Origin of the sequence: Pseudoclavibacter sp. CFCC 14310 (assembly GCF_008831165.1) — a bacterium.
GTDB lineage: Bacteria > Actinomycetota > Actinomycetes > Actinomycetales > Microbacteriaceae > Pseudoclavibacter_A.
Genome location: NZ_WBKC01000003.1, coordinates 137660 through 159605, shown reverse-complemented (window position 1 = coordinate 159605; position 21946 = coordinate 137660). Strand labels below are relative to the sequence as shown.

Below are 21946 nucleotides of genomic sequence, written 5' to 3'. Positions count from 1 at the left end.
GTGCGTCGCCCGGCGCCGCATCCGGTATCGTGGGGTGCGGAAGTTCCACGAGTCTTTCGCAGGGCGAAAGATCTCACCGAACCTGATCAAGGGAGACAGTTCATCCATGGCGAAGATCATCTACACGCACACCGACGAGGCCCCGCTGCTCGCCACGTATTCCTTCCTGCCGATCCTGCAGGCGTTCACCGCGACCGCCGACATCGATGTGCAGACGAAAGACATCTCGCTGGCCGGCCGCATCCTGGCCGCGTTCAGCGATCGCCTTCCCGCAGAGCAGCAGGTGGGCGACGCGCTGGCCGAGCTCGGTGCGCTGGCCAAGACGCCTGAGGCCAACATTCTGAAGCTGCCGAACATCTCGGCATCGGTGCCGCAGCTCAAGGCAGCCGTCGCCGAGCTGCAGAGCAAGGGCTTCGACGTGCCAGACTTCCCGGACGAGCCGGCAGACGACGACGAGCGCAGCGTGCGCGCCGTCTACGACAAGATCAAAGGCTCGGCGGTCAACCCCGTGCTTCGTGAGGGAAACTCCGATCGTCGTGTGCCGGTCGCCGTGAAGAACTTCGCGCGCAAGCATCCGCACTCGGTGGCTGAGTGGTCGCCCGAGTCGAAGACTCGCGTGCTCACACTCGGCGATCATGACTTCCGTCACAACGAGCAGTCGGTGGTGCTGCCGAAGGCCGACGATCTCACCGTGCAGCTCGTCGCCGACGACGGCAGTGTCACGGTGCTGAAAGAGTCGATCCCGGTGCTCGAGGGAGAGGTCTTCGACGCGACGTTCCTCAGCGCCAAGGCGCTGGATGACTTCCTCAAAGAGTCCATTCAGCAGGCGAAAGACGCCGGCGTCATCTTCTCAGTGCACCTCAAGGCGACCATGATGAAGGTCTCAGACCCGGTCATCTTCGGTCACGTCGTGCGCGCGTTCTTCCCCGACCTCTTCGAGAAGTACGGTGACGCCCTCGAAGCGGCAGGCATCAGCGCGAACAACGGTCTGGGCGGCGTGATCGCCGGCATCGACTCGCTGCCAGAGGATGTTCGCGAAGGTGTGCGCGAGGCCATCGAGGCCGGCTACCAGAACGGTCCGCGTCTGTCGGCGGTCAACTCTGACAAGGGCATCAGCAATCTGCATGTGCCGAGTGACGTCATCATCGACGCCTCGTTGCCCGCGCTGATCCGCAACGGCGGTCGGCTCTGGGACATGACCGGTGCCGAGGACGACACCTTCGCGGTGATTCCGGACAGCTCCTACGCCGGCGTCTACGAGGCCACCATCGAAGACGCGGTGCGCAACGGCAAATTCGACCCGACGACGGTGGGCAGCGTTCCCAACGTCGGTCTCATGGCGAAGAAGGCAGAAGAGTACGGCAGCCACGACAAGACCTTCGTGATCGATCGACCCGGCGTCGTGCAGGTGCTCGACCAGGCAGGCGAGGCGCTCATCGAGCAGCGCGTCGAGGCCGGCGACATCTGGCGCGGCTGCCAGAGCAAAGACGAGTCGATTCGCGACTGGGTGAAGCTCGCGGTCACTCGTGCGCGTCTGTCCGAAACGCCCGTCGTGTTCTGGCTCGACGACAGCCGTGCCCACGATCGCAACCTCATCGAGAAGGTGCACGCCTACCTCGCCGATCTCGACACCGAGGGGCTCGACATCCGTGTGCTCTCGCCGATCGAGGCCACGAAGTTCACGCTGAAGCGCTTCCGCGCGGGCGAAGACACCATCTCGGCCAGCGGCAACGTGCTGCGTGACTACCTGACCGACCTGTTCCCGATTCTGGAGGTCGGCACCAGCGCCAAGACGCTGTCAGTCGTTCCGCTGCTCGCCGGCGGCGGCCTCTTCGAGACCGGTTCCGGCGGTTCGGCCCCCAAACACGTGCAGCAGTTCCTGGCCGAGAACCACCTGCGCTGGGACAGCCTCGGCGAGTACCTCGCCATCAGCGAGAGCCTGCGCTTCCATGCTCGAAAGAGCGACAGCCCGCGCGCGCAGGTGCTGGGCGACGCGCTCGACCAGGCCACCGAGCGCTACCTCAACGAAGATCGCTCGCCGTCGCGCAAAGCCGGAGAGATCGACGACCGTGGCAGCCACTACTACGTGGCTCGCTTCTGGGCTGAGAACCTGGCGCAGCAGACCGACGACGCCGAGCTCGCCGAGCTCTTCGCCCCGGTCGCCAAGGCGCTGTCCGAGGGCGAGCAGCAGATCACCAGCGATCTGCTCGCAGTGCAGGGCAGCCCGGTCGACATCGGCGGCTACTATCGTCCCGACGACGCACTCGCCTCGGCGGCGCTGCGTCCCTCGGCCGCACTGAACGAGATCATCGACTCGATCGGTCGCGCCTGAACGACGCACCTCTCGGTGGCGCACGGCCTGTGACCGGCGCCGAGACGCCGGCATCCACGTGCAGAACGTGTGATGCCGGCGTCTTTCGTCTCCGCGGCCCTGCCGCGCAGCCGAGTCCACAGCTCGACGCGCGGCAGATCACTCCGGCAGATGTCGGCGAAAGATGTCGGTCGGCGAACCGAAATGTGCCATTCTGACACGACCACGACCGACATCGTATACACCGGTTGTTTCCCCTCTCGGCACTGTCAGAATGAGTGATGTGCGGCCAAGGACGGTCGCGAGGCTGCCGGGCCAGCTTGGTCCGGCGACAAGCGGAATATAAGGAGCATCATGACGATCTATGCAGCGCCCGGCAGCGAGGGCAGCCTGATCACGTTCCAGGAGAAGTACGACAACTTCATCGGCGGCGCATGGGTGCCGCCGGCAGACGGGGAGTACTTCGACAACATCACTCCGGTCACCGGCAAGGTCTTCACCAAGGTGGCACGCGGCAAAGGCGCCGACGTCGAGAAGGCGCTCGACGCCGCATGGGCGGCGTTCCCGAAGTGGAGCAAGCTCTCGGCAACCCAGCGAGCCGACATCCTGTGGAAGATCGGCGACCGCATCGACGCCAGCCTTGAGAAGCTCGCCGTCGCTGAGACGTGGGACAACGGCAAGCCGGTGCGCGAGACGCTCGCCGCCGACATCCCGCTGGCGGCCGATCACTTCCGTTACTTTGCCGCCGCGATCCGCGCGCAGGAGACCAACACCAACGAGATCGACAGCGACATGGTGGCCTACCACTTCAAAGAGCCGCTGGGCGTCGTCGGTCAGATCATCCCGTGGAACTTCCCGATTCTGATGGCAGCGTGGAAGATCGCTCCCGCCCTGGCGGCGGGAAACACCATCGTGCTGAAGCCCGCAGAGTCGACCCCGGTCTCGCTGCTCGAACTGATCAAGGTCATCGAAGACCTGCTGCCGGCCGGCGTGCTGAACATCGTCAACGGCTTCGGCGCCGAAGCCGGAGCTGCGCTGACGTCGAGCAACCGCATCCGCAAGATCGCGTTCACCGGGTCGACGACGACGGGTCGGTTCATCGCGCAGCAGGCCGCGAACCTGATCATTCCCGCCACGCTCGAGCTGGGCGGCAAGAGCCCGAACATCTTCTTCGAAGACGTCGCCGACAAGAAAGACGACTTCTACGACAAGGCGCTCGAGGGCTTCGCGCTCTTCCAGCTCAACCAGGGCGAGATCTGCACCTGCCCGTCGCGTGCGCTGATCCAGGAGTCGATCGCCGACACGTTCCTGCCCGACGCAGTGGCTCGGGTCGAGAACTCGATTCAGGGCAACCCGCTCGACACGGCCACTCAGGTCGGCGCCCAGGCCAGTGAGGCTCAGCTGAAGAAGATTCTCAGCTACCTCGAGATCGGCAAGCAGGAAGGCGCAGAACTGCTGACCGGCGGTGAGCGCAATGTGCTCGACGGCGATCTTGCGGGCGGCTACTACATCAAGCCGACGATCTTCAAGGGCAACAACAAGCAGCGCATCTTCCAGGAAGAGATCTTCGGGCCGGTCGTCTCAGTGACGACGTTCAAAGACTTCGACGAGGCGCTCGACATCGCCAACGACACGCTCTACGGCCTCGGCTCGGGCGTGTGGAGCCGCAACGGCAACATCGCGTACAAGGCCGGCCGCGGCATCCAGGCCGGTCGCGTCTGGACGAACACCTATCACAACTACCCGGCGGGCGCGGCCTTCGGCGGCTACAAGGAGTCGGGCATCGGTCGTGAGACGCACAAGATGGTGCTCGATGCCTACCAGCAGGTCAAGAACCTCCTGGTGTCGTACAGCGAGAAGCCGCAGGGCTTCTTCTAAACCGACGCACACCACGTGTGACCCTGATCGTTCCGGCGGTCAGGGCAGCATACGGGGGTGACCGCAGGCCGAGTCACAGCTGTGTCGACTCGGACATCGACGTGACGGGGCGTGCCCGATCGTTCCGATTCGGAGCGGCGGGCCGCCCCGTCATCGTCTTCGATGGCTGGCGCTCGACGTGCGCGTCCGTCACGATGGGAACACCGGCATCTTCGATGCCTTCGACGAAGGAGTCAATCATGAGCCCACGCACTGAGTCAGTCGACGGCACACCGGCCGCACTGCTCGAACAGGCGCTGCACTCGCGAGTCGTGATCACGACCGCGGCTGCGGCGGTGCTGCACACCATCCGTGAGAAGCACGGCGACGTGATCTTCCATCAGTCCGGCGGCTGCTGCGAGGGGTCAGGGCCAGCATGCTTTCGAGTGGGCAGCTACATCGTCTCACCGCTCGACCGACTGCTGGGCTTCGTCCTGGACGGCAGCAGTGCGGATGCCGCGGGCACGCCGGTCTGGATCTCCAGCACACAGTTCTCGGCGTGGGAGCACACACAGGTCGTGATCGACGTGGCAGAGGGTGTGGGCCTGGGCGGATTCTCGCTGGAGGGGCCCGAAGGGTACGTCTTTCTGTCTCGCGGGCGCCTCTTCAGCAGCGAGGAGACCGCCGAGCTGGCTCCGGCTCCCACGAAGGCCGAAGTCGACGCAGGGGCTGAGACGCCGAGACCGCTGCCGCCGGTCGATCTCGACGGCGAGTTCGGCTCGGTCTGTCAGCTGCCGACCTTCTGATCAGATGTCTTCCAGGCCGTAGGCGCGCATCTTGCGGTAGAGAGACGACCGCGAGATGCCCAGCGCCTGAGCCGTCGCCGACTTGTTTCGGTTGCACTCGTACAGGTTCTGCACGATCGCATCCCGCTCGATGGCCTCCATGGCGGTGAGCACCATGAGATCGCTGAGGCTCGCGAAGCGTGGGATGTCGCTGCGCTGCACGGTCTGCCCGGGCTCGAGATTCGAGACCAGCGTCGCGAGCACGTCGTGCAGCTGCTTGAGGTTTCCGGGCCAGCTCGACTGGCTCAGCGCGGCCATGGCGTCGTCAGCGACGCGCAGCGGCTGTCTGTCGCCGGCGAGCACCTGCAGAAACTGTGCGACGATGCCGGGAATGTCGTCTGGGCGATGTCGCAGAGCGGGAATCATCGTGGTGTGCTGAAAGAACGGAAGCAGCTGCGCCGAGGGCATCCGGTCGCTCATGTGCGACGGGTTGTACGTCGCGGCCACCAGCACGTCGGCGGAACGCGTGATCAGGAATTCGGCCAGCGGCTCGATGGTCTCTTGCGGCAGCGAGTGGATGTTGCGCAGAATGAGCAGGTCTGGTCGGCCGGCGAGCAGCTGTGCGAAGCCGCGGCCGCGACGCACGCGACGATACAGGTCTTCGGGCTCGACGATGGTGCTGCGGCCGTCGGGCTTGAGCTGGTGGAAGATCTCGTCGACGGCCGAGGTCTTGCCCGTTCCGGTCTCGCCGACCGCGAGCACCGACTCGCGTCGACGCAGTGCTGCGCCCAGATCGGTGCGAGTCTGCAGCCACAGAGGAGACCGACCAGAGAGCAGCTGGACGTCTGCGAAGCGACGATAGTTCTCGCCCAGACGCATGGTGCTGCTCGTGCCGGTGTGGCCGATGACCCCGAGCGAGCGACTGGTGCCGATGAACTCGAGCTCGAGCACCAGACCGTCTTGAGCGAGCCCGGACGACATCAGCAGCGTCGGCTTCATCACGCACTCGGCGCCGGTGTGCAGACGAACCTGTCGGCGATCAGCGCTGTGCTGGGTGATCATGCGCAGGGCGGTGCGCTGCAGCATGGCACGGTCTTCGACGTCGAGCGTGAGCGTCGCCCAGGTGTTGCAGATCTCGAAGCCGTCGGCGTAGGCGAGCACCGGTCCGGTTGCCAGCGCGTCGCGATCGCTGAACAGGCGCAGCAGCGGCTGGCGTTCGCTGGTCGTCTCGTCCAGCAGTCGATGCTCGATGCGTCTCTTGGCGATGCTGAGGGTGTGACGCATCAGCTTGGTCGCGAGTTCGTCTCGGGTGGCCTTGGTGGTCATCTCGACGACGCCGATGAGCTGACCGCTGATCGGGTGGCGCAGCGGCAGGCCGACACAGGCGTACTGCTGGAAGGCGTCGTTGAAGTGTTCGGCGCCGATGACGGCCGTGGGCCTGCCCGTCGCGAGCGTCGTGCCGATGCCGTTCGTGCCGACCGACGCCTCGGCGAAAGAGTAGCCGGGCAGCATGTTGATCTCGCTGAGCGAGTCGCGGCCGGAGATGTCGCAGAACGCGGCCGACACGATGTTGCCGGTGGTGTCGGCGACGACGACGCCGGCGCTGACCTCGCTGAGGTCGCCGGCGAGGGTCTGCAGCGCTTCGGTCGAGTGCCGGGCCAATGGTGTCTGAGCCACGCTGCTGATCGGCGTGAGCTGCTGCAGGTCGTGCGCCGAGACATCGGCCTCGCGGCAGCGGCGCCAGGAGTCGGCGATCTCAGGGCGCAGCAGCGCGTCGTCGACGGCGCCGGAGGTGATCAGCCGCTCGCGGGCCCGGACGGCCCCAGAGAGGCCTTTGGGCATGAGAGGCGACGGAACTGACACGGGTGCAGTCTATGCGATGAATCTGTCAGCGAGCGAGGAAGTCTGCGGTCGCCTGGCACGCTGTCGGCGAACGCAGGATTCCGCTGTGCGTGACCCCCGGGAGCAGGCGGATGCGGGCGTTCGGCAGGTTTGCGGCCGCCAGCCGGGCAGCCTGCTCGCGTTCGGCATCCGCACAGCCGGCCAGAAGCAGCGTCGGCATGCGCATCGTGGAGAGCACGTGGGTCGGCACGCCGCGATCTCCGTCGGCCGCGGTCATGTAGGCGGCGAGGGCGAGCGGGTCGTTCATCCGCATGGCCAGAACGGTCGAAGCCGAGAGTGGGCGGCCGAGATGCTGCTCCCAGCGCTCGATGAACAGCTCCATAGACCCCTGTCGCAGCGTCTCGACGATGCCGGGAAAGAAGACCCGATCGAATGCGCCGGGGGAGTTCTGCGGCGATCCCGCCACGCTCACCATCGTCGAGACTCGTGCGGGGTGGTCTGCAGCGAGTGAGAACATGATGCGACCGCCGAGAGAATAGCCCACGACTGCCGCCTGGGGAATCTGAGCGGCGTCGAGCACATCGCAGACGTCTGTGACGAAGTGGTGCATGTCGTAGGCCGTCGCGTCGTGCGGTCTGCCGCTGCGGCCGTGACCGCGGAGATCCATGGTGAGCACGTCGCGGGCCGGCAGAACCGGGTCGATCCAGCCCATGCCGCGCCAAACGGACTGCGACAGCGCGGTGCCGTGCAGCATGATGACTGGAGCCAGGTCGGTCGCTGCCGTCGCGCTGAAACGGCGGCAGCGCAGTTCGACGCCGTCGAGCGATGAGTGCACGGTGAACGACTGCATGTGTGGAGAGTACCTCATGCGCTCGATCGGCCTTCGGCGGGTCGATATATCATCTCGTGGTTCCGAGGTGAGCCGCTCGTGCTCGGCTTAGACTGCAGGCATGAGCACGAACCGAGAGAAGGATCCCGGGCGAAGGGCCCGGAAGGAAGCTGGGCTCGATGCTGATCTCGAACAGATCTGGCAGGATGAGTCCCCGATGACTGCACAGAGCACCGACTTCGCCGACCAAGTCGACGGAGAGCTCGGCACGCGTCGTCGCGCTGGATCGAAGCACAACGATTCGGCTGCCGTCTCTGAGAGCTGACCTGAACTCTCACACCGGTGGTGGTGTCTCACAGCGTGGATGCCGCCACCGGTTCTCTGCGCCCGGCGCCGCTCAGTCGCGTTTGGCGATGGGGGCGTAGCGTGCCCCGGTGACGCTGCAGAGGTCGTCTGGCGTCAGCTCGACGTCAAGCCCACGCTGACCGCCGGAGACCACCATGGTCTCGATGGAGCGGGCGCCCTCGTCGACGAAGATGGGCAGGCGACTCTTCTGCCCGAGCGGACTGATGCCGCCGACCACATAGCCGGTGCGGCGCTGCGCCAGCTGAGGATCGGCCATGTGGCACCGCTTGACTCCCAGCGCGTGCGCCATGGCCTTGAGATCGAGTCGCGCATCCAGGCTCACGACGCCCACGGCGAGATCCTGACTGCGCGATGCAGCACCGTCGATCTCGACGACCAGCGTCTTGAAGATGCGGTCGGCCGGCAGGTCGAGCTTGTCGACGGCTTCGTCACCGAAGTGTCGGTCATCGGGGTCATGCTCGAAGCCGTGCAGCTGATAGGCCACCCCGGCACGGTCGAGGGCACGGGTCGCCGGCGTGGCCGACCCGTGCCCTCTGTGCGCTGCCATCTGTGTCGATCTCTTTCGCGTGTTTCAGCCGGCGATCGACGCCTGGTAGATGCTCTCGATGGCGGCGTCGAGCGTCTGGTTGAACTCGTCGTCGCTCTGCTGCGCCGTGAGACCCTCGGTGAGGGCGCGGCTGAAGCTGGCGATGACTCCCGGATTCTTGGCCAGCAGCGCGTTGGCCTCGTCTCGGCTGTAGCCACCTGAGAGGGCGACGACGCGCACGACGCGGTCGTGGTCGACGAGAGCGGAGTAGAAGCCGGCCTCGGTGGGCAGTGAGAGCTTGAGGGTCACGTTGCGCCCCTCGGGCAGCGCATCGAGGTGCTGCAGAATCTGATCGCGCAGAATCGACTCGGAATCGGCCTTGTCTGCTGCAGTGATGTCGACCTCGGGCTCGATGATCGGCACGAGCCCGGCGTCGAGCACCTGATCGGCCAGCTCGAACTGCTGGTCGACGACGGCGATGATGCCCGACTCGTTGGCCTGTTTGATCAGCGAGCGCTCTTTCGTGCCGAAGACCTCGTTCGCGTTCGCCTTGTCGAGCTGCTGCTGCAGCGTCGGGATCGGCTTGAGCACCTGCACGCCGTCTTTGAGCTCGGCGAGCCCTTTGTCGATCTTCAGGAACGGCACGATGCCCAGCTCGTTCCAGAGATACTTCGCGCTCGGGGCCTCGTTGATCTCACGGTCGACCGTCTGCTCGAAGAGAATCGCGCCGAGCACACGCTCGCTGGTGAAAGCAGGGCTGGTGATGATGCGAGTGCGCAGCTCGTGAATGAGGTCGAACATCTCGGTCTCATTGCGGTACTGCGATTCGTCCACTCCGTAGAGACGCAGCGCCTTGGGCGTGCTGCCTCCGGACTGATCGAGCGCGGCCAGGAAGCCGGCACCGGTCGAGAACCGCTCGTACTGTGCATCGAACACTGATGACATGGTCACCGCTTTCTTTGTTTGGTCAGCAGGGTGCCGTCGTGCGACACGACGAACATTATCTCACGCTGTGGCGAGCTCGGGCAGCGCTGAGCGCAGCTCGCGAGCGGCGGCCTCGGGGTCGTCGGCCTGGGTGATCGCACGTACGACCACGATGCGGTTCGCCCCGGCGTCGAGCACCTGCTCCAGGGTCTCGGCGTTGACGCCGCCGATGGCGAACCACGGCTTGGCATCGCCACGGCTCTGCGTATGCACCTGTCGTACGGCGTCGAGGGTGACCGGGGCCCGACCCGGTTTCGTGGGAGTGCGCCAGACCGGCCCGATGCAGTAATAGTCAGGATCGCCCAGACGCGCCTGCTCGGCCTGCACTCGGGAATGCGTCGACAGGCCGACGAGCGTGCCCTCCGGCAGCAGCGAACGAGCGTCGGCGACGCTGAGGTCGCGCTGCCCGACGTGCAGGATGTCGGCGCCGGTCAGCGTGGCGACGTCGGCTCGGTCGTTGGCGGCGAAGAGTCGCCCATGTCGGCGCGCCGCAGCCGCGAGCAGCTCGAAGTACTCCAGCTCATCACCAGCGTCGAGATGCTTGTCGCGCAGCTGAATGATGTCGACGCCTCCGCGGTAGGCGGCGTCCACGAACTCGTCGAAGTCTCCGGTGCCCAGTCTGGCGTCGGTGCACAGATACAGCTGCGCCTGCTGCAGCATGCTCAGTCGCCATTCTCGGGTGCGAGGTGTGGCGTGCGGGTCGGTGGAGCGGTCAGCGTGCTGAGACTTGACGATCATGCGTCCAGTGTACGAACCGGGCGGTACAATTGCCCCACATGAGCACGGGAGCCGAGAACTCGGCTGAGAGTGCGCGCGATTCACCAGGCCGAAACAGGCCGGTGATCGTGTGCAGACCGTCGACCTGATCCGGATCATACCGGCGTAGGAAGCGAGCAGAATGAACAAGCATGTCATCGTCATCGGTGCCGGCGTCGTCGGCCTGGCGACCGCGTGGCGACTGCATCAGCGCGGTCACGCGGTGACGATCGTCGATCCGGCGCCCGCTTCGGGCGCGAGTCATGCGGCGGCCGGGATGCTCGCCGCCGTGAGCGAGTACGCCTTCGAAGAAGAGAGTCTGCTCGCGCTCTCCGTGCCGGCCGCGCGTCTCTACCCGCAGATCGTCGCCGAGCTGGACCAGGCGACGGTGGTCGGCACCGGCTACCGGTCGACGCCGACCATCGTCGCCACCGCCGACGCCGCCGATCGCGAGCTGCTGCGAAGCCTGCGCGCCCAGCAGCTCGAACTCGGGCTCGACGTGCAGGATCTCACCTCACGAGAGGCCCGTGCGCTTGAGCCGCTGCTCGGCCCGGGCATCAGCGGGGCGTTCCTGGCCCGCGACGACCACCAGATCACCCCGAGACGCCTCGCCGGGGCCTATATATCGGCCCTCGAAGTGTGCGACGACGTGCATGTGGTGCCGGAACGCGCCGTGGAGCTTCTCTGGCGAGACGAGCGGGTGATCGGCGTTCGCCTCGAACCGAGCGAACGTCGAGAAGGACCAGTCACCCATCGCTTCGACGAACAGCCCGCGTGGCCGTCGAGCGAGGTCGTGGCCGACGTGCCGCCGGCGAGCCCGACCCCGAGCGTGTCGGCGCAACAGGTCATCGAGGCAGACGAAGTCGTGGTGGCCAACGGTTTGGAGAGCCCGAGGCTCGGCGGCCTGCCGCGAGGTCTGGTCTGGCCGATCCGCCCGGTGCACGGCGACGTGCTGCGTCTGCGCACTCCGGAGCAGCTGCGCCCGCTCACCACCCACACGATCCGCGGCCTCGTCCACGGCCGCAGCGTCTACATCGTGCCGCGCGAAGACGGAACGGTCGTGATCGGGGCGACCGAACGCGAAGACGCTCGAGACGCCGTGCTCGCAGGCAGCGTGCTGCAGCTGCTTCGCGACGCCCACGAGCTGCTGCCGGCGGTCGACGACCTCGAACTCATCGAGGCCACTGCTCGTGCCCGCCCCGGCACACCGGACAACGCGCCTCTGCTCGGCCGAGTCGCCGACGGGCTGCTCGCCAACACCGGCACCCACCGCCATGGCATCCTGCTCAGCGCTCAGAACGCCGTCGTGATCTCCGATCTCGTCGACGGCACCGCCGCAGCATCCGACTGGCAGGCGTTCGACCCCTGGCGCTTCTCGTCAGACGATCGATCCGAGACCACCACAGGAGCATCCGCATGACACAGATCATTCTGAACGGCGAGGCCGTCGAGACCGAGGCCGACTCGGTGCTCGCCCTCGTGGCCGAACGAACCGGCACCCCGCTCGCCGCCGACGGCCGACCCGCCGACGGCTCGCGGCTCGGCGTCGCGGTGGCCGTAGACGAGACGATCGTGCCGCGCGGCCGCTGGGCGCAGACGGTGCTCACACCGCAGGCCCGCATCGAACTCGTGACCGCGAAACAAGGAGGCTGAGATGGCTGACCACGACGATGACGATCTCTTCGAGGTCGCAGGGCGATCGTACCGTTCGCGGCTGATCATGGGCACCGGCGGCGCACCCAGCCTCGACGGGCTGGAACAGGCACTGCTGGCCAGCGGCACCGAGCTGACGACGGTCGCGATGCGACGGCACACCCCTTCGGCTGGGCCGAGCCTGTTCGACATCCTGCGGCGCAACGACATCGAGGTGCTGCCCAACACGGCCGGCTGCTTCACCGCGCGTGAGGCCGTTCTCACCGCTCAGCTTGCGCGCGAGGCGCTCGAGACGAACCTGGTGAAGCTCGAGGTCATCGCTGACGACCAGACGCTGCTGCCCGACGGGCTCGAACTCGCCGACGCCACCGAGCAGCTGGTCAACGACGGGTTCGACGTCATGGTCTACACCAACGACGACCCGATTCTGGCGCGCCATCTCGAGCAGGCCGGTGCCGCGGCGATCATGCCGCTCGGGGCGCCGATCGGCACCGGGCTGGGCATTCTGAACCCGCACAACATCGCGGCGATCACCGCGAACGCCGGAGTACCCGTGGTGCTCGACGCCGGCGTGGGCACGGCCAGCGATGCGGCTCTCGCCATGGAGCTCGGGTGCGACGCGGTGCTGCTCGCCACGGCGGTGACGCGAGCGGAGCATCCGGCGGTCATGGCGCGCGCATTCCGGCACGCGGTCGTGGCTGGGCGGCTCGCCGCTCTCGGCGGGCGCATTCCGAAGAGGGCGGACGCACTGGCGTCGTCTCCTGTCGAAGGCCGGCCCGACCTGTGAGTGGCGTCGATCACATCGCATCGTTCGTCGAGAGGCTCCAGTCTCTCGACGAGCTGCCCGGGCTCACCGACGACGAGCGACGCAGGTACTCCCGCCAGCTCATTCTGCCCGGGGCAGGCGAGGCAGCGCAGCGTCGGCTGAAGGCCGCCCGTGTGCTGGTCATCGGCGCAGGCGGTCTCGGATCGCCGGTGCTGGAGTATCTGGCAGCGGCCGGCGTGGGCACGATCGGTGTCGTCGACGACGACCGGGTCGACGAGTCGAATCTGCAGCGGCAGGTCATTCACGGCGTCGACCGCATCGGCGAGCTCAAAGTGACCTCGGCGGCGCAGACGGTGGCGCGCATCAATCCGCTGGTGAACCTCGAGGCTCATGCCGTGCGGCTTGATCGAGACAATGCGCTGCGCCTGTTCGCCGAGTACGACCTCGTCGTCGACGGTGCCGACAACTTCGCCACCCGCTACCTTGTGGCAGACGCGGCAGAGATCACCGGACGACCGGTGGTCTGGGGATCGATTCTGCGCTATGAGGGACAGGTCAGCGTCTTCGGCATCGACGCGGGCTACCGCGACCTCTTTCCTGAGCCGCCAGAGCCCGGCGAGGTGCCCTCCTGCGCCGAAGGGGGAGTCTTCGGTGTGCTGCCGGGCATGATCGGAACGGTGATGGCCGGTGAGGCGATCAAGCTCATCACCGGCATCGGCGAGCCTCTGGTCAACCGTGTGCAGGTGCTGGACGCGGCAGCGGGCCGATGGCGCGAGCTGCGACTGACGGCCGACCCCGACCGGGCCAGGGTGCACGATCTCGAGGCCGACTACGTCGAGCTCTGCGGCACGCCGGGCACGGCACAGGGAACCAGTGTGACGGCTCTCGATCTGCAGTCGCTGCTGCAGCGACGAGCCGCCGGCGAGATCGACTTCGATCTCATCGATGTGCGAGAACCGGACGAGTTCGACCTCGTGCACATTCCGGGCGCGCGGCTGCTGCCGTTGGCCCGGCTGCAGCACGAGATCCGTGCCCGGGCCTTCGACGTCCCGGCCGGACGCGAGGTCATTCTGGTCTGTAAGACGGGTGCGCGCTCGACGCAGGCGCTCGAAATGCTGCGTGACTCCGGACGCACCAACGTGCGACAGGTGGTGGGCGGCACGATGGGCTGGGTGCAGACGGTCGATCCCTCGCTGCCGCGCTACTGAACCATCGCTGCGACTGGCTCGGCGTCGAGCCTCAGCGCAGGTCGACGAAGTGATCGACCGGGCCGTGACCCTGCCCGACGTGCAGAGCGTCGGCGCTGCGCAGCGCCCGGGTGAGCCAGGCCTTGACGGTGATCAGCGCGGTGGGCCAGTCGTCGCCTGCGGCGAGGCGAGTCGCCATGGCCGAAGAGAGCGTGCATCCGGTTCCGTGCGTGCAGTCGGTGTCGACGCGCGGAGCGTCGGCTTCGAAGAGCCCGTCGGGCACGGGCGACCCCTCAGGGTCAGACCGGGCGTCGACAAGCGCGTCGTGCACGCGATCGCCGACCAAATGCCCGCCTTTGACGAGCACTACGGTATCGCAGCGTGCGCTGACGAGTCGGGCCTGAGCCACGGCATCCGCCCACGTCTGTGCCTCAGACGCGTCGGCGAGCACCGCGAGCTCTGGAACGTTGGGGGTGATCAGATCGGCACTGCGGCAGAGATCTCGCACGGCCGCCTCGGCCTCTTCGGCGAGCAGGCGGTCGCCGCTGGTGGCCACCATCACCGGGTCGAGCACCACGATCGGCGGCCGCACCTCGTCAAGCCAGGCCTTCACCGTCGTGACGGTGTCGGCGTCGGCGAGCATGCCGATCTTCACGCCGTCGATCTCCACGTCGTCAGACACCGCCTCCAGCTGCTCGCGCAGAAAAGAGACCGGCGGCAGGTGCACCGAGCGCACGCCCCGGGTGTTCTGCGCCACGAGCGCGGTGACGACCGCCATGGCGTAGCCGCCCATCGCCGAGATCGATTTCAGATCGGCCTGCACCCCGGCTCCGCCGGTGGGGTCGGTGCCTGCGATGCTGAGGATGCGCGGCACGCGGATGCTCTTCGGGCGTGATGCGGCATGGTTGACGGTCATTTGGACGATCCCTTCGCTCGTGCTGACGAGAGCAGGTTCGACGGGTCTCTTCTCAGCCCTCGTTCGGGGCACCCCGTGTCACACGCCCAGAGTATACGCCTGCGACCCCGGAGGGTCAGTCTCAGCGAGCGTCGGCGCCGACCCGCGTCTGCACCTCGTGCAGCACCTCGAGCAGGGCCTCGACCGGCTGCGCACCGGAGGCGCCGAAGCGATCGTTGAACAGGAAGAACGGCACTGATGAGATGCCGAGCTCGGCGGCGCGTCGTTCGTCGGCCTGCACCTCGCCCGTATGCGAATGCGTGGTCAGCTCGCGACTGATCGATGCGACATCGAGGCCCTGCTCACCGGCGATCTCCTCGAGCGTCTCGAGACGACCGATGTGGCGACCCTCGCTGAAGTGGGCGTGAAACAGTGCCAGTGCGACTTCGCGTTCCCGGTGGTCGAGACGGGCCGCGTGCAGCAGCTCGTGGGCGAGACCGGTGTTCGACTGCTGCAGCACGTCGAAGTGGAAGTCGAGCCCGGCGTCGGCGGCGGCCACGGTCACTCGGTCGAGCTCGGTTTGGGCCTGAGACACCGTGATGCCCTTGATGTCGGCGAGGTGCTGCGCCGCGCTGCGGGCGTCTGCGTCATCTGCATCGGGGTTGAGTTCATAGCTGCGCAGACCGAGCAGCACACGGTTCTCAGGCCGCTCTTCGCTGAAGCGCTGCACCGCTGCGAGCAGATTGCTCAGCCCGATGTAGCTCCATGGGCAGGCGAGGTCGATCCAGGTCTCGACGCGGAGCGCAGGCGCTCCGTCTGACGACGACTGCTGAGCGGGCGCGGGGGAGTCTGGCATGTTCGGTCTCTCATCCATCTGAAAAGGGTGACTCCATGCTAGCGAGAGCTGCGTGCGCGCTCACGACGACCGGCCGGGCGGTGCGACCCCAGACGAGCCGGCGGGTGTCAGACCCGACCGCGACCGGAGAGCTCCGGAGGCAGGAACTTCGGCGTGAAGTGCCACAGCAGCCAGGCTCCGACGACGCCCAGACCGGCCATGACCGCGGCAGAGGCCGCGATTCCGGCGGCGGCGGCGAGGCCGGAGAGAATCAGCGGCGAACTCGCGCTGCCCGCGTCTGCGACCAGACGCCAGGCTCCCAGAAACGCCGCTGGGTGATGCTCCGGCGCCAGATCCGCGCCCATGGTCATGATGATGCCGGATCCGAGGCCGTTGGCCAGAGACATCAGGCTCGCCGTGACGAGCAGCCCCCACGGCCCGTGCACCGGCAGCAGCGCGAGGTGTGTCACCGCCAGACCGAGCAGCGTCGGCAGCACGACCCAGAGCCGCCCGAAGCGATCCATGAGCTGGCCCGACACGTAGAAGAGCGCGAGGTCGAGGGCACCCGCGATGCCCATGATCAGCGCGATGGTCTCGGTGTCTGCGCCGATGTGCGTGCCCCAGAGCGGCAGAATGACCTGGCGGCTGGATCGCAGCAGCTGCACTGCGGCGATTCCCAGCCCCATGGTCGCGAGCACGCGTCGCGAGCTGACGAGGGTCTGCCACAGCGATGGGGCGGATGCCGTGGTGTCGGAGGCGTGGGCATCGTGCGGCTGCTCTGTGGCCGGCACCTCAGACGTGGATGCCCCGGTGGGAAGGCCAGCTCGCAGCAGTGCCTCGGGGTCGGGCATCAGCACCAGCAGCACGGCGACCACGACGCTGAGCGCGATGCTGGCCACGAAAGCCGACGTGCTGCCGAACCATGCGATCAGCGGGGCGACGATCATAGGGCCGAGAAACAGTCCGCCTCTGACGGTGCCGCCGAGCACTGACATGGCACGGGCTCGATGTGAGACCGGCACGAGCTCGGTGAGCAGGGCGTGTCTGGCGAGGTTGAACGCGGCAGCGGCCATGCCGACCAGCAGCGTGCCGACCAGCAGCACGGTCACAGACGATCCCACTGCGGCAACCGCGGCGCCGGCTGCGCCGAGGGTAGCCGCCACGATCATCGTGCGCTGCTCGCCGAGACGAGCGACCATCCAGCTGCTGGGCAGATCGCCGATCACCTGACCGATCATCAGCATGCCGGCGATGAGCCCCGCGAGGGCGGTGTCGGCTCCGAGCTCGACCGCTCTGGCCGGCAGCACAGGCACCAGGCAGGCCTCAGCGGTCGCGAAGAGCAGAGCTGGAAGAAAGATCGGCACGGCATACCGACGCAGCTGATTCATCCGGCCAGTGTAGACCCGAGGAGGCTGTCGGCTCTCGGTGCGCTGAATCTCGCGTTGCTCGGGGGTCGGGGGTCAGGGGTCGGGTTCGGGATCGGTGTCGGTGTCGGTGTCGGCCGGTCAGGGTAGAGTCAGCGCGACTGAATGAGACGAGCGAGGGCAGAAGGCACCATGGTGACGCAGCGCGGCGCACACGACGAACTGCTGCAGGTCGACGACCTGGTCTGTGTGCTTCGTCGTCGCCCCGTGCGGCGCGTGAGCCTCAGAGTGGGGCGCGTGGGCGGTGCACCACAGAGTGCTCTCGGCGCGCTGAGCTCTGTGGTGCTGACGGCTCCGGCAGGCATGCGCGAGTTCGAGCTGCGGCGTTTCGTGCGCACCAATCGCAGCTGGATCGATCGCTGTCTGGCCGAAGAGCGGCGGCGAGACATCGCGGTTCCGCAGCTCGACTGGTCTGAAGAGCAGATCGCATGGGCGAAGGCCCGACTGGCGGAGCTCGTGCCTGCTCTGATCGCATCGTGGACCCGGCGTCTCGATCTGCCGCGGCCGACGTGGACGCCGCGTCTCATGCGCACGCGCTGGGGAAGCTGCACGCCTGCAACCCGACGCATTCGCTTCAGCCTCGAACTGGCTCGCTACGATGACGCCTTTGTCGAGTACGTCGTGGTGCACGAACTCGTGCATCTGCGAGTGCACAACCACGGTGCCGAGTTCCAGGCCATGATGAGTGCCGCGCTGCCGGCGTGGCGTCGTCTGCGGGCCGCGCTCGGGCATCCGCGCGCTGACATGCTCGCACCCGGTGGCCGCGAGTGCAGGGCGCAGGAACCCGCCTGACCGCGCGTTCGCAGGCACGGCGCGACAGATGAGGCCTACTCTGAGTCGTCTGTCGGATGCACCGGGTGGTCGAGTTTGGCATGACGACCGTCTGCCGACGAGCGCCCGGTCAGCCGCCGCATCGCCCACGGCCAGAGATACTCTCTGGCCCATTGGACGTCGGCCGAGGTGACGTGCCAGCGACCGACAGGCGGCCCGGCCACATGCTCGGGGCTGAGATCGTGTTCGACACCGAGCGTCTCGAGCACGCGAATGGCCATCAGATGGTGGCCGAGGGGCGAAAGATGCAGACGATCCGGCGCCCAGCGGCTGGGGTCATGGAGTGCGCGCAGCCCCCATTGGTCCACGACCAGCGCACCCCGGCGTGCGGCGCTGGCGCGCATGTTCTCGTTGTAGATGGCGACCTTGCCGCGAATCAGAGCGAAGGCGGGCATGGTGCGCAGATCGGGGCCGGTGAAGATCAGCACGGTCGCACCGGTGGCGGTCAGCCGTGCCAGAGAGCGATCGAAGATGGCGGCCACACGGTCGGGGTCGCTGCCAGGGCGCAGAATGTCGTTGCCTCCGGCGCAGAACGTGATGAGATCCGGCCGCATCGCGATGGCCCGGTCGACCTGCTCGCGAACGATCGGCTGAATGAGCTTGCCGCGCACGGCGAGGTTGGCGTATTCGAACGTGGGAGACTGCCTGGCCAGAACTTCGGCTGCTCGGTCGGCCCAGCCTCGTACGCCGCCCGGAGCCTGCGGGTCTTCGTCTCCGACGCCTTCGGTGAAACTGTCGCCGATGGCGACGAAACGCTGAAAACGCATGGTGGCGGGCGTTGAGAGCTCACTCATGCAGACTCCTTTCGTTGTTGGCCGCAGGCGCCGGTGCCGGTGACCGCCACTCGTCGGTGCGGCGGCGCATGGCATCCTCTCGAATGCGAGCGCGCAGCACCCGCCGGCGGTGTCGCTGCCAGCGTTTGACCGACCAATCGATGATCACGCCCAGCGAGAGCGCGATGGCGATGGCGAGGACGGCGGCGAGAAACGGCGACTGCTTGGCCCATGCTCCGGCGAGCAGTCCGATGAGCACCGAGTACACCGACCAGCTGGCTCCGGCGAGCAGACTGAGCGGGGCGAACCGGCGCCAGGGAAAGTCCGTGGCTCCGGCGGTCATATTGACGACGACGCGCCCGACGGGAATGTAGCGGGCGGCGAGTATGAGAACGGCCGGACGGCGGTGCAGCGTGTGGCGCGCGGTCTGGATGAGCCGCTGCATGCGCGGACGGGCCGCCCAGGCGCGCTGATCCAGATGCAGTCGCGAACCGAGCCAGAAGGCGATGTTGTCGCCGGTTGCCGCGGCAACCGCTGAGACGAGCAGCAGCATCCAGAGTTGAGGCTCGCCCTGCGCGACGGCCAGCGCCGCCAAGGCGACCACCAGAGACTCACTCGGCACGGGTGGAAAGAACGCGTCGATCGCGATGAAGAGAAACAGGAAGACGAGAACCCAGGGGCTGGACGACATCGTGAGCAGAGTCGCGTCGAACGCGTCGAACATCTCGGTCATGCACTGCCTCTCGTACCCCGACAGTCTACGGTGACTCCCGTCACGGCTCGGACAGCGTCGCCGAACCTCATGGCCAGCTCACAACCAATCGACAGCTTCGTCGCGTGACCCTCGTCGACTCGGGGGATCGGCCGCCCGGTATATTGACTCAATATGTTCGAGAGTCTCGACGCAATGCCGATCTGGGTGCCGATCGGCCTGGTCGTCGCTTCGCTGATCGCGGGGCTGGTCGATTCGATCGTGGGCGGCGGCGGGCTCATCCAGCTGCCGGCGCTGCTGCTCGTGCCAGGATTTCAACCGGTGCAGGCGTTGGCGACGAACAAGGTCGCTTCGGCGTGCGGCACGATCACCAGCTCGATCACCTTTGCGAGGCGGGTGCGGCCAGACTGGCGAATGCTGGCCCCCGTCGTCGTCGCGGCGTTCGCGGCTTCGTTCGGCGGGGCGGTGCTCGCCGCACGGCTGCCGGCCGGCATCTTCACGCCGATCATCGTCGTGGTGCTCGTCGGCGTGCTGATCTTCACCCTGATGAGACCGGAGCTCGGCAGCCGTCCACGTGACGACGTCGGCAGCGTGTCGTTCGCGATGCTGCGCGGGCTGGCCCTCGGCCTGGTGCTCGGCTTCTACGACGGCCTGCTGGGGCCGGGCACCGGCGTGTTCCTGGTGCTGGGCATCACGCTGGTGCTGCAGGCCGATCTGCTTCGTGCCGCGGGTGGGGCGAAGATCGTGAACGTGGCCACCAACCTGGGCGCCCTGGCATATTTCATCCCGTTGCAGGCGGTGCACTGGCCGCTGGCGATTCTGCTCGGCGCGGCGAACCTCGTCGGCAGCTATCTCGGGGCACGGCTTACCATGCGTCTGGGGGCACGATTCGTGCGATGGATGCTGGTGATCGTGGTGAGCGCGCTGATCGTTCGCCTCGTACTGCAGCTGTTCGGCGTGTGACCGAACAGCCGCAGGCGAGAGGCCAGGGTGCGGTTGCGCTGGCGGATCAGTCGAAGAACGTCTCGATGTCGGCACCGAGCGAGACGAGTCTCTCCTGCAGCTGCTCGTAGCCGCGGGCGATGATGTCGACGTCGCGCAGCACGCTCTCGCCCTTGGCCGCGAGCATCGCGATCAGAATGACGACCGCGGGGCGCAGCGCCGGCGGGCAGCTGATCTCGGCACCAGACCAATGGGTCGGGCCGGTCACGTCGAGGCGATGCGGGTCGCGCAGCCGAACGTCGGCGCCGAGACGGGTGAGGTCGGTCAGATGGATGGCACGACCCTCGTACACCCAGTCGTGAATGAGGGTGTGCCCGTTGGCGCAGGCGGCGATCACCGTGAAGAACGGCAGGTTGTCGATGTTCAGACCCGGGAACGGCATGGAATGGATCTTGTCGATCGGAGCGCGCAGCGTCGAGGGAAAGACCGTGACGTCGACCAGCCGCGTGCGGCCGTTGTGCGCGGCGTACTCCGCTGAGAGCGAGTACTGCAGTCCCATCTCGTGCAGGGTCGCGAGTTCGATCTCCATGAACTCGATCGGCACGCGACGCACGGTGATCTGCGAGTCGGTGACGATGCCCGCCGTCAGCAGGCTCATGGCCTCGATCGGATCTTCGCTGGGCCAGTAGTCGACGTCTGCGTCGATGTGGCTGCGGCCGGTGATGCGCAGGGTGGTGGTGCCGATGCCCTCGATCTCGATGCCCAACAGCTCGAGGTAGAAGCAGAGATCCTGCACCATGTAGTTGGGGCTGGCGTTGCGGATGGTGGTGACTCCGTCGTGCACCGCGGCCGCCATGATCGCGTTCTCGGTGACGGTGTCGCCGCGTTCGGTGAGCACGATCGAGACGTCCTGCGGGGTGTCCTGCGACACGGTGGCGTGGTACCAGCCGGCTTCGGCCTTGATACCGAGGCCGAATGCCTGCAGAGCGATCAGGTGCGGCTGCACCGATCGCTCGCCAAGATCGCAGCCGCCGGCATAGGGCAGGTCGAAGCGGGAGTGGCTGCCGAGCAGCGGCCCGAGGAACATGATGATGCTGCGGGTGCGCCGACCGGCGGCCTCATCGATGTGGGTTAGATCGAGGTCTGCGGGAACCCGGATCTCGACGTCGTTGCCGTCATCGCTCCAGGTGACGCTGACGCCCAGGCTGCGCAGCACGTCGATGATGCGATCGACCTCGACGATGCGGGCGACGCGATGCAGGCGCGTCGTGCCGCGGTTCATCAGCGATGCGCAGAGCAGTGCGACGGCGCCGTTCTTGCTGGTCTTGACATCGATCTCGCCGTGCAGCTTCTTTCCGCCGTGCACGCGCAGATGCGTGTGTCGAGGGCGGTCTTCGAGGTTGATCAGTTCTCGTCCGAGCGCGTCGCTGATGCGGCCGAGCAGTTCGACGCCGATGTTCTGGCTGCCGTGCTCGATGCGGTTGATCGCCGACTGACTGGTGCCGACCTGTTCGGCGAGCTCAGCCTGGGTGAGATTGCGGCCCTGCCGGGCGCTGCGAATCAGCAGCCCGACCTGCTTCACGAAGGGCGAGGGGGCGTTGGGTGTGGTCTTGATCGCCTGAGTCATATGCGCGAGTGTATCTCGTATCTGAGATATTCGGAATGTGACACG

General features: G+C 66.9%; 21 protein-coding genes and 2 riboswitches. Of the genes, 9 read left to right on the top strand and 12 right to left on the bottom strand.

Features of this window, described 5'->3' with window-relative positions:
• Positions 1 to 106 precede the first annotated feature (106 nt).
• Entirely contained in the window at positions 107 to 2332 is a 2226-nt protein-coding gene (locus tag F8O06_RS08145; RefSeq protein ID WP_158037692.1) for an NADP-dependent isocitrate dehydrogenase, read from the top strand.
• A gap of 333 nt (positions 2333 to 2665) precedes the next feature.
• Entirely contained in the window at positions 2666 to 4189 is a 1524-nt protein-coding gene (locus F8O06_RS08140) for an aldehyde dehydrogenase family protein (protein ID WP_158037693.1), read from the top strand.
• A gap of 73 nt (positions 4190 to 4262) precedes the next feature.
• Here the strand turns inward: F8O06_RS08140 and F8O06_RS12245 are convergent, their stop codons facing one another.
• A complete protein-coding gene (locus tag F8O06_RS12245) occupies positions 4263 to 4430 on the bottom strand; it encodes a hypothetical protein (RefSeq protein ID WP_192496836.1) in 168 nt (55 codons plus the stop codon).
• On the opposite strand from F8O06_RS12245, the gene F8O06_RS08135 reads away from it, so the two are divergent.
• Positions 4429 to 4974, top strand: a complete 546-nt coding sequence (locus F8O06_RS08135; RefSeq protein WP_158031181.1) for a DUF779 domain-containing protein — start codon at positions 4429 to 4431, stop codon at positions 4972 to 4974. The two genes, F8O06_RS12245 and F8O06_RS08135, sit on opposite strands and share 2 nt — an antisense overlap.
• Here F8O06_RS08135 and F8O06_RS08130 read toward each other — a convergent pair whose 3' ends face one another.
• The 5 genes from F8O06_RS08130 to thiE all read right to left on the bottom strand — a co-directional run bounded on the left by F8O06_RS08130 (position 4975) and on the right by thiE (position 10160).
• The gene (locus F8O06_RS08130) at positions 4975 to 6816 is read right to left on the bottom strand and encodes a sigma-54-dependent Fis family transcriptional regulator (protein WP_158037694.1); all 1842 of its coding nucleotides are present in this window, start codon (positions 6814 to 6816) and stop codon (positions 4975 to 4977) included.
• 25 nt (positions 6817 to 6841) lie between these two features.
• On the bottom strand, positions 6842 to 7645 hold the full coding sequence (locus F8O06_RS08125) for an alpha/beta fold hydrolase (protein ID WP_192496837.1): 804 nt from the start codon (positions 7643 to 7645) through the stop codon (positions 6842 to 6844).
• 376 nt (positions 7646 to 8021) lie between these two features.
• On the bottom strand, positions 8022 to 8537 hold the full coding sequence (ybaK, locus tag F8O06_RS08120) for a Cys-tRNA(Pro) deacylase (RefSeq protein ID WP_158037696.1): 516 nt from the start codon (positions 8535 to 8537) through the stop codon (positions 8022 to 8024).
• Between the two features lie 24 nt (positions 8538 to 8561).
• Positions 8562 to 9461, bottom strand: coding sequence for a fructose bisphosphate aldolase (locus F8O06_RS08115; protein ID WP_158038200.1), 900 nt, complete (start codon positions 9459 to 9461; stop codon positions 8562 to 8564).
• Positions 9462 to 9521: 60 nt separating this feature from the next.
• On the bottom strand, positions 9522 to 10160 hold the full coding sequence (thiE, locus tag F8O06_RS08110) for a thiamine phosphate synthase (RefSeq protein WP_158038201.1): 639 nt from the start codon (positions 10158 to 10160) through the stop codon (positions 9522 to 9524).
• Between the two features lie 112 nt (positions 10161 to 10272).
• Positions 10273 to 10406: riboswitch (TPP riboswitch) on the top strand.
• On the opposite strand from thiE, the gene F8O06_RS08105 reads away from it, so the two are divergent.
• The 4 genes from F8O06_RS08105 (at position 10399) to moeB (ending at position 13883) form a co-directional block, all read left to right on the top strand.
• On the top strand, positions 10399 to 11676 hold the full coding sequence (locus F8O06_RS08105) for an FAD-dependent oxidoreductase (RefSeq protein WP_158037697.1): 1278 nt from the start codon (positions 10399 to 10401) through the stop codon (positions 11674 to 11676). It overlaps the preceding riboswitch by 8 nt.
• A complete protein-coding gene (gene thiS / locus F8O06_RS08100) occupies positions 11673 to 11909 on the top strand; it encodes a sulfur carrier protein ThiS (RefSeq protein ID WP_158037698.1) in 237 nt (78 codons plus the stop codon). Before F8O06_RS08105 ends, thiS begins: the two co-directional genes overlap by 4 nt.
• A gap of 1 nt (position 11910) precedes the next feature.
• Positions 11911 to 12696 carry a thiazole synthase gene (locus tag F8O06_RS08095; protein ID WP_158031187.1) on the top strand — a complete coding sequence of 262 codons (786 nt, stop codon included), beginning with the start codon at positions 11911 to 11913 and terminating at the stop codon, positions 12694 to 12696.
• Positions 12693 to 13883 (top strand): molybdopterin-synthase adenylyltransferase MoeB, encoded by a 1191-nt coding sequence (gene moeB, locus F8O06_RS08090; RefSeq protein ID WP_158037699.1) that lies wholly within the window; start codon positions 12693 to 12695, stop codon positions 13881 to 13883. Before F8O06_RS08095 ends, moeB begins: the two co-directional genes overlap by 4 nt.
• A gap of 31 nt (positions 13884 to 13914) precedes the next feature.
• Here the strand turns inward: moeB and thiD are convergent, their stop codons facing one another.
• The 3 genes from thiD to F8O06_RS08075 form a co-directional block, all read right to left on the bottom strand.
• Positions 13915 to 14778: a bifunctional hydroxymethylpyrimidine kinase/phosphomethylpyrimidine kinase gene (gene thiD, locus F8O06_RS08085; RefSeq protein ID WP_225733395.1), complete on the bottom strand. Its 864-nt coding sequence runs from the start codon at positions 14776 to 14778 to the stop codon at positions 13915 to 13917.
• Positions 14769 to 14864, bottom strand: a riboswitch (TPP riboswitch). It overlaps the preceding gene by 10 nt.
• A gap of 35 nt (positions 14865 to 14899) precedes the next feature.
• Positions 14900 to 15613, bottom strand: a complete 714-nt coding sequence (locus tag F8O06_RS08080; RefSeq protein ID WP_192496838.1) for a DsbA family protein — start codon at positions 15611 to 15613, stop codon at positions 14900 to 14902.
• A 107-nt stretch (positions 15614 to 15720) separates the two neighbouring features.
• Complete coding sequence (locus tag F8O06_RS08075) at positions 15721 to 16980, bottom strand: MFS transporter (protein WP_158037701.1); 1260 nt, start codon at positions 16978 to 16980, stop codon at positions 15721 to 15723.
• Positions 16981 to 17121: 141 nt separating this feature from the next.
• On the opposite strand from F8O06_RS08075, the gene F8O06_RS08070 reads away from it, so the two are divergent.
• The gene (locus tag F8O06_RS08070; RefSeq protein WP_158037702.1) at positions 17122 to 17808 is read left to right on the top strand and encodes a M48 family metallopeptidase; all 687 of its coding nucleotides are present in this window, start codon (positions 17122 to 17124) and stop codon (positions 17806 to 17808) included.
• A gap of 35 nt (positions 17809 to 17843) precedes the next feature.
• Here F8O06_RS08070 and F8O06_RS08065 read toward each other — a convergent pair whose 3' ends face one another.
• The gene (locus tag F8O06_RS08065; RefSeq protein ID WP_225733396.1) at positions 17844 to 18641 is read right to left on the bottom strand and encodes an SGNH/GDSL hydrolase family protein; all 798 of its coding nucleotides are present in this window, start codon (positions 18639 to 18641) and stop codon (positions 17844 to 17846) included.
• Entirely contained in the window at positions 18634 to 19353 is a 720-nt protein-coding gene (locus tag F8O06_RS08060; RefSeq protein WP_225733397.1) for a DedA family protein, read from the bottom strand. Before F8O06_RS08060 ends, F8O06_RS08065 begins: the two co-directional genes overlap by 8 nt.
• 153 nt (positions 19354 to 19506) lie before the next feature.
• Between F8O06_RS08060 and F8O06_RS08055 the strand changes: the two genes are divergently transcribed.
• The gene (locus tag F8O06_RS08055; RefSeq protein ID WP_158037703.1) at positions 19507 to 20295 is read left to right on the top strand and encodes a sulfite exporter TauE/SafE family protein; all 789 of its coding nucleotides are present in this window, start codon (positions 19507 to 19509) and stop codon (positions 20293 to 20295) included.
• Positions 20296 to 20341: 46 nt separating this feature from the next.
• Here the strand turns inward: F8O06_RS08055 and F8O06_RS08050 are convergent, their stop codons facing one another.
• Positions 20342 to 21901: a helix-turn-helix domain-containing protein gene (locus F8O06_RS08050; protein ID WP_158037704.1), complete on the bottom strand. Its 1560-nt coding sequence runs from the start codon at positions 21899 to 21901 to the stop codon at positions 20342 to 20344.
• Positions 21902 to 21946 lie beyond the last annotated feature (45 nt).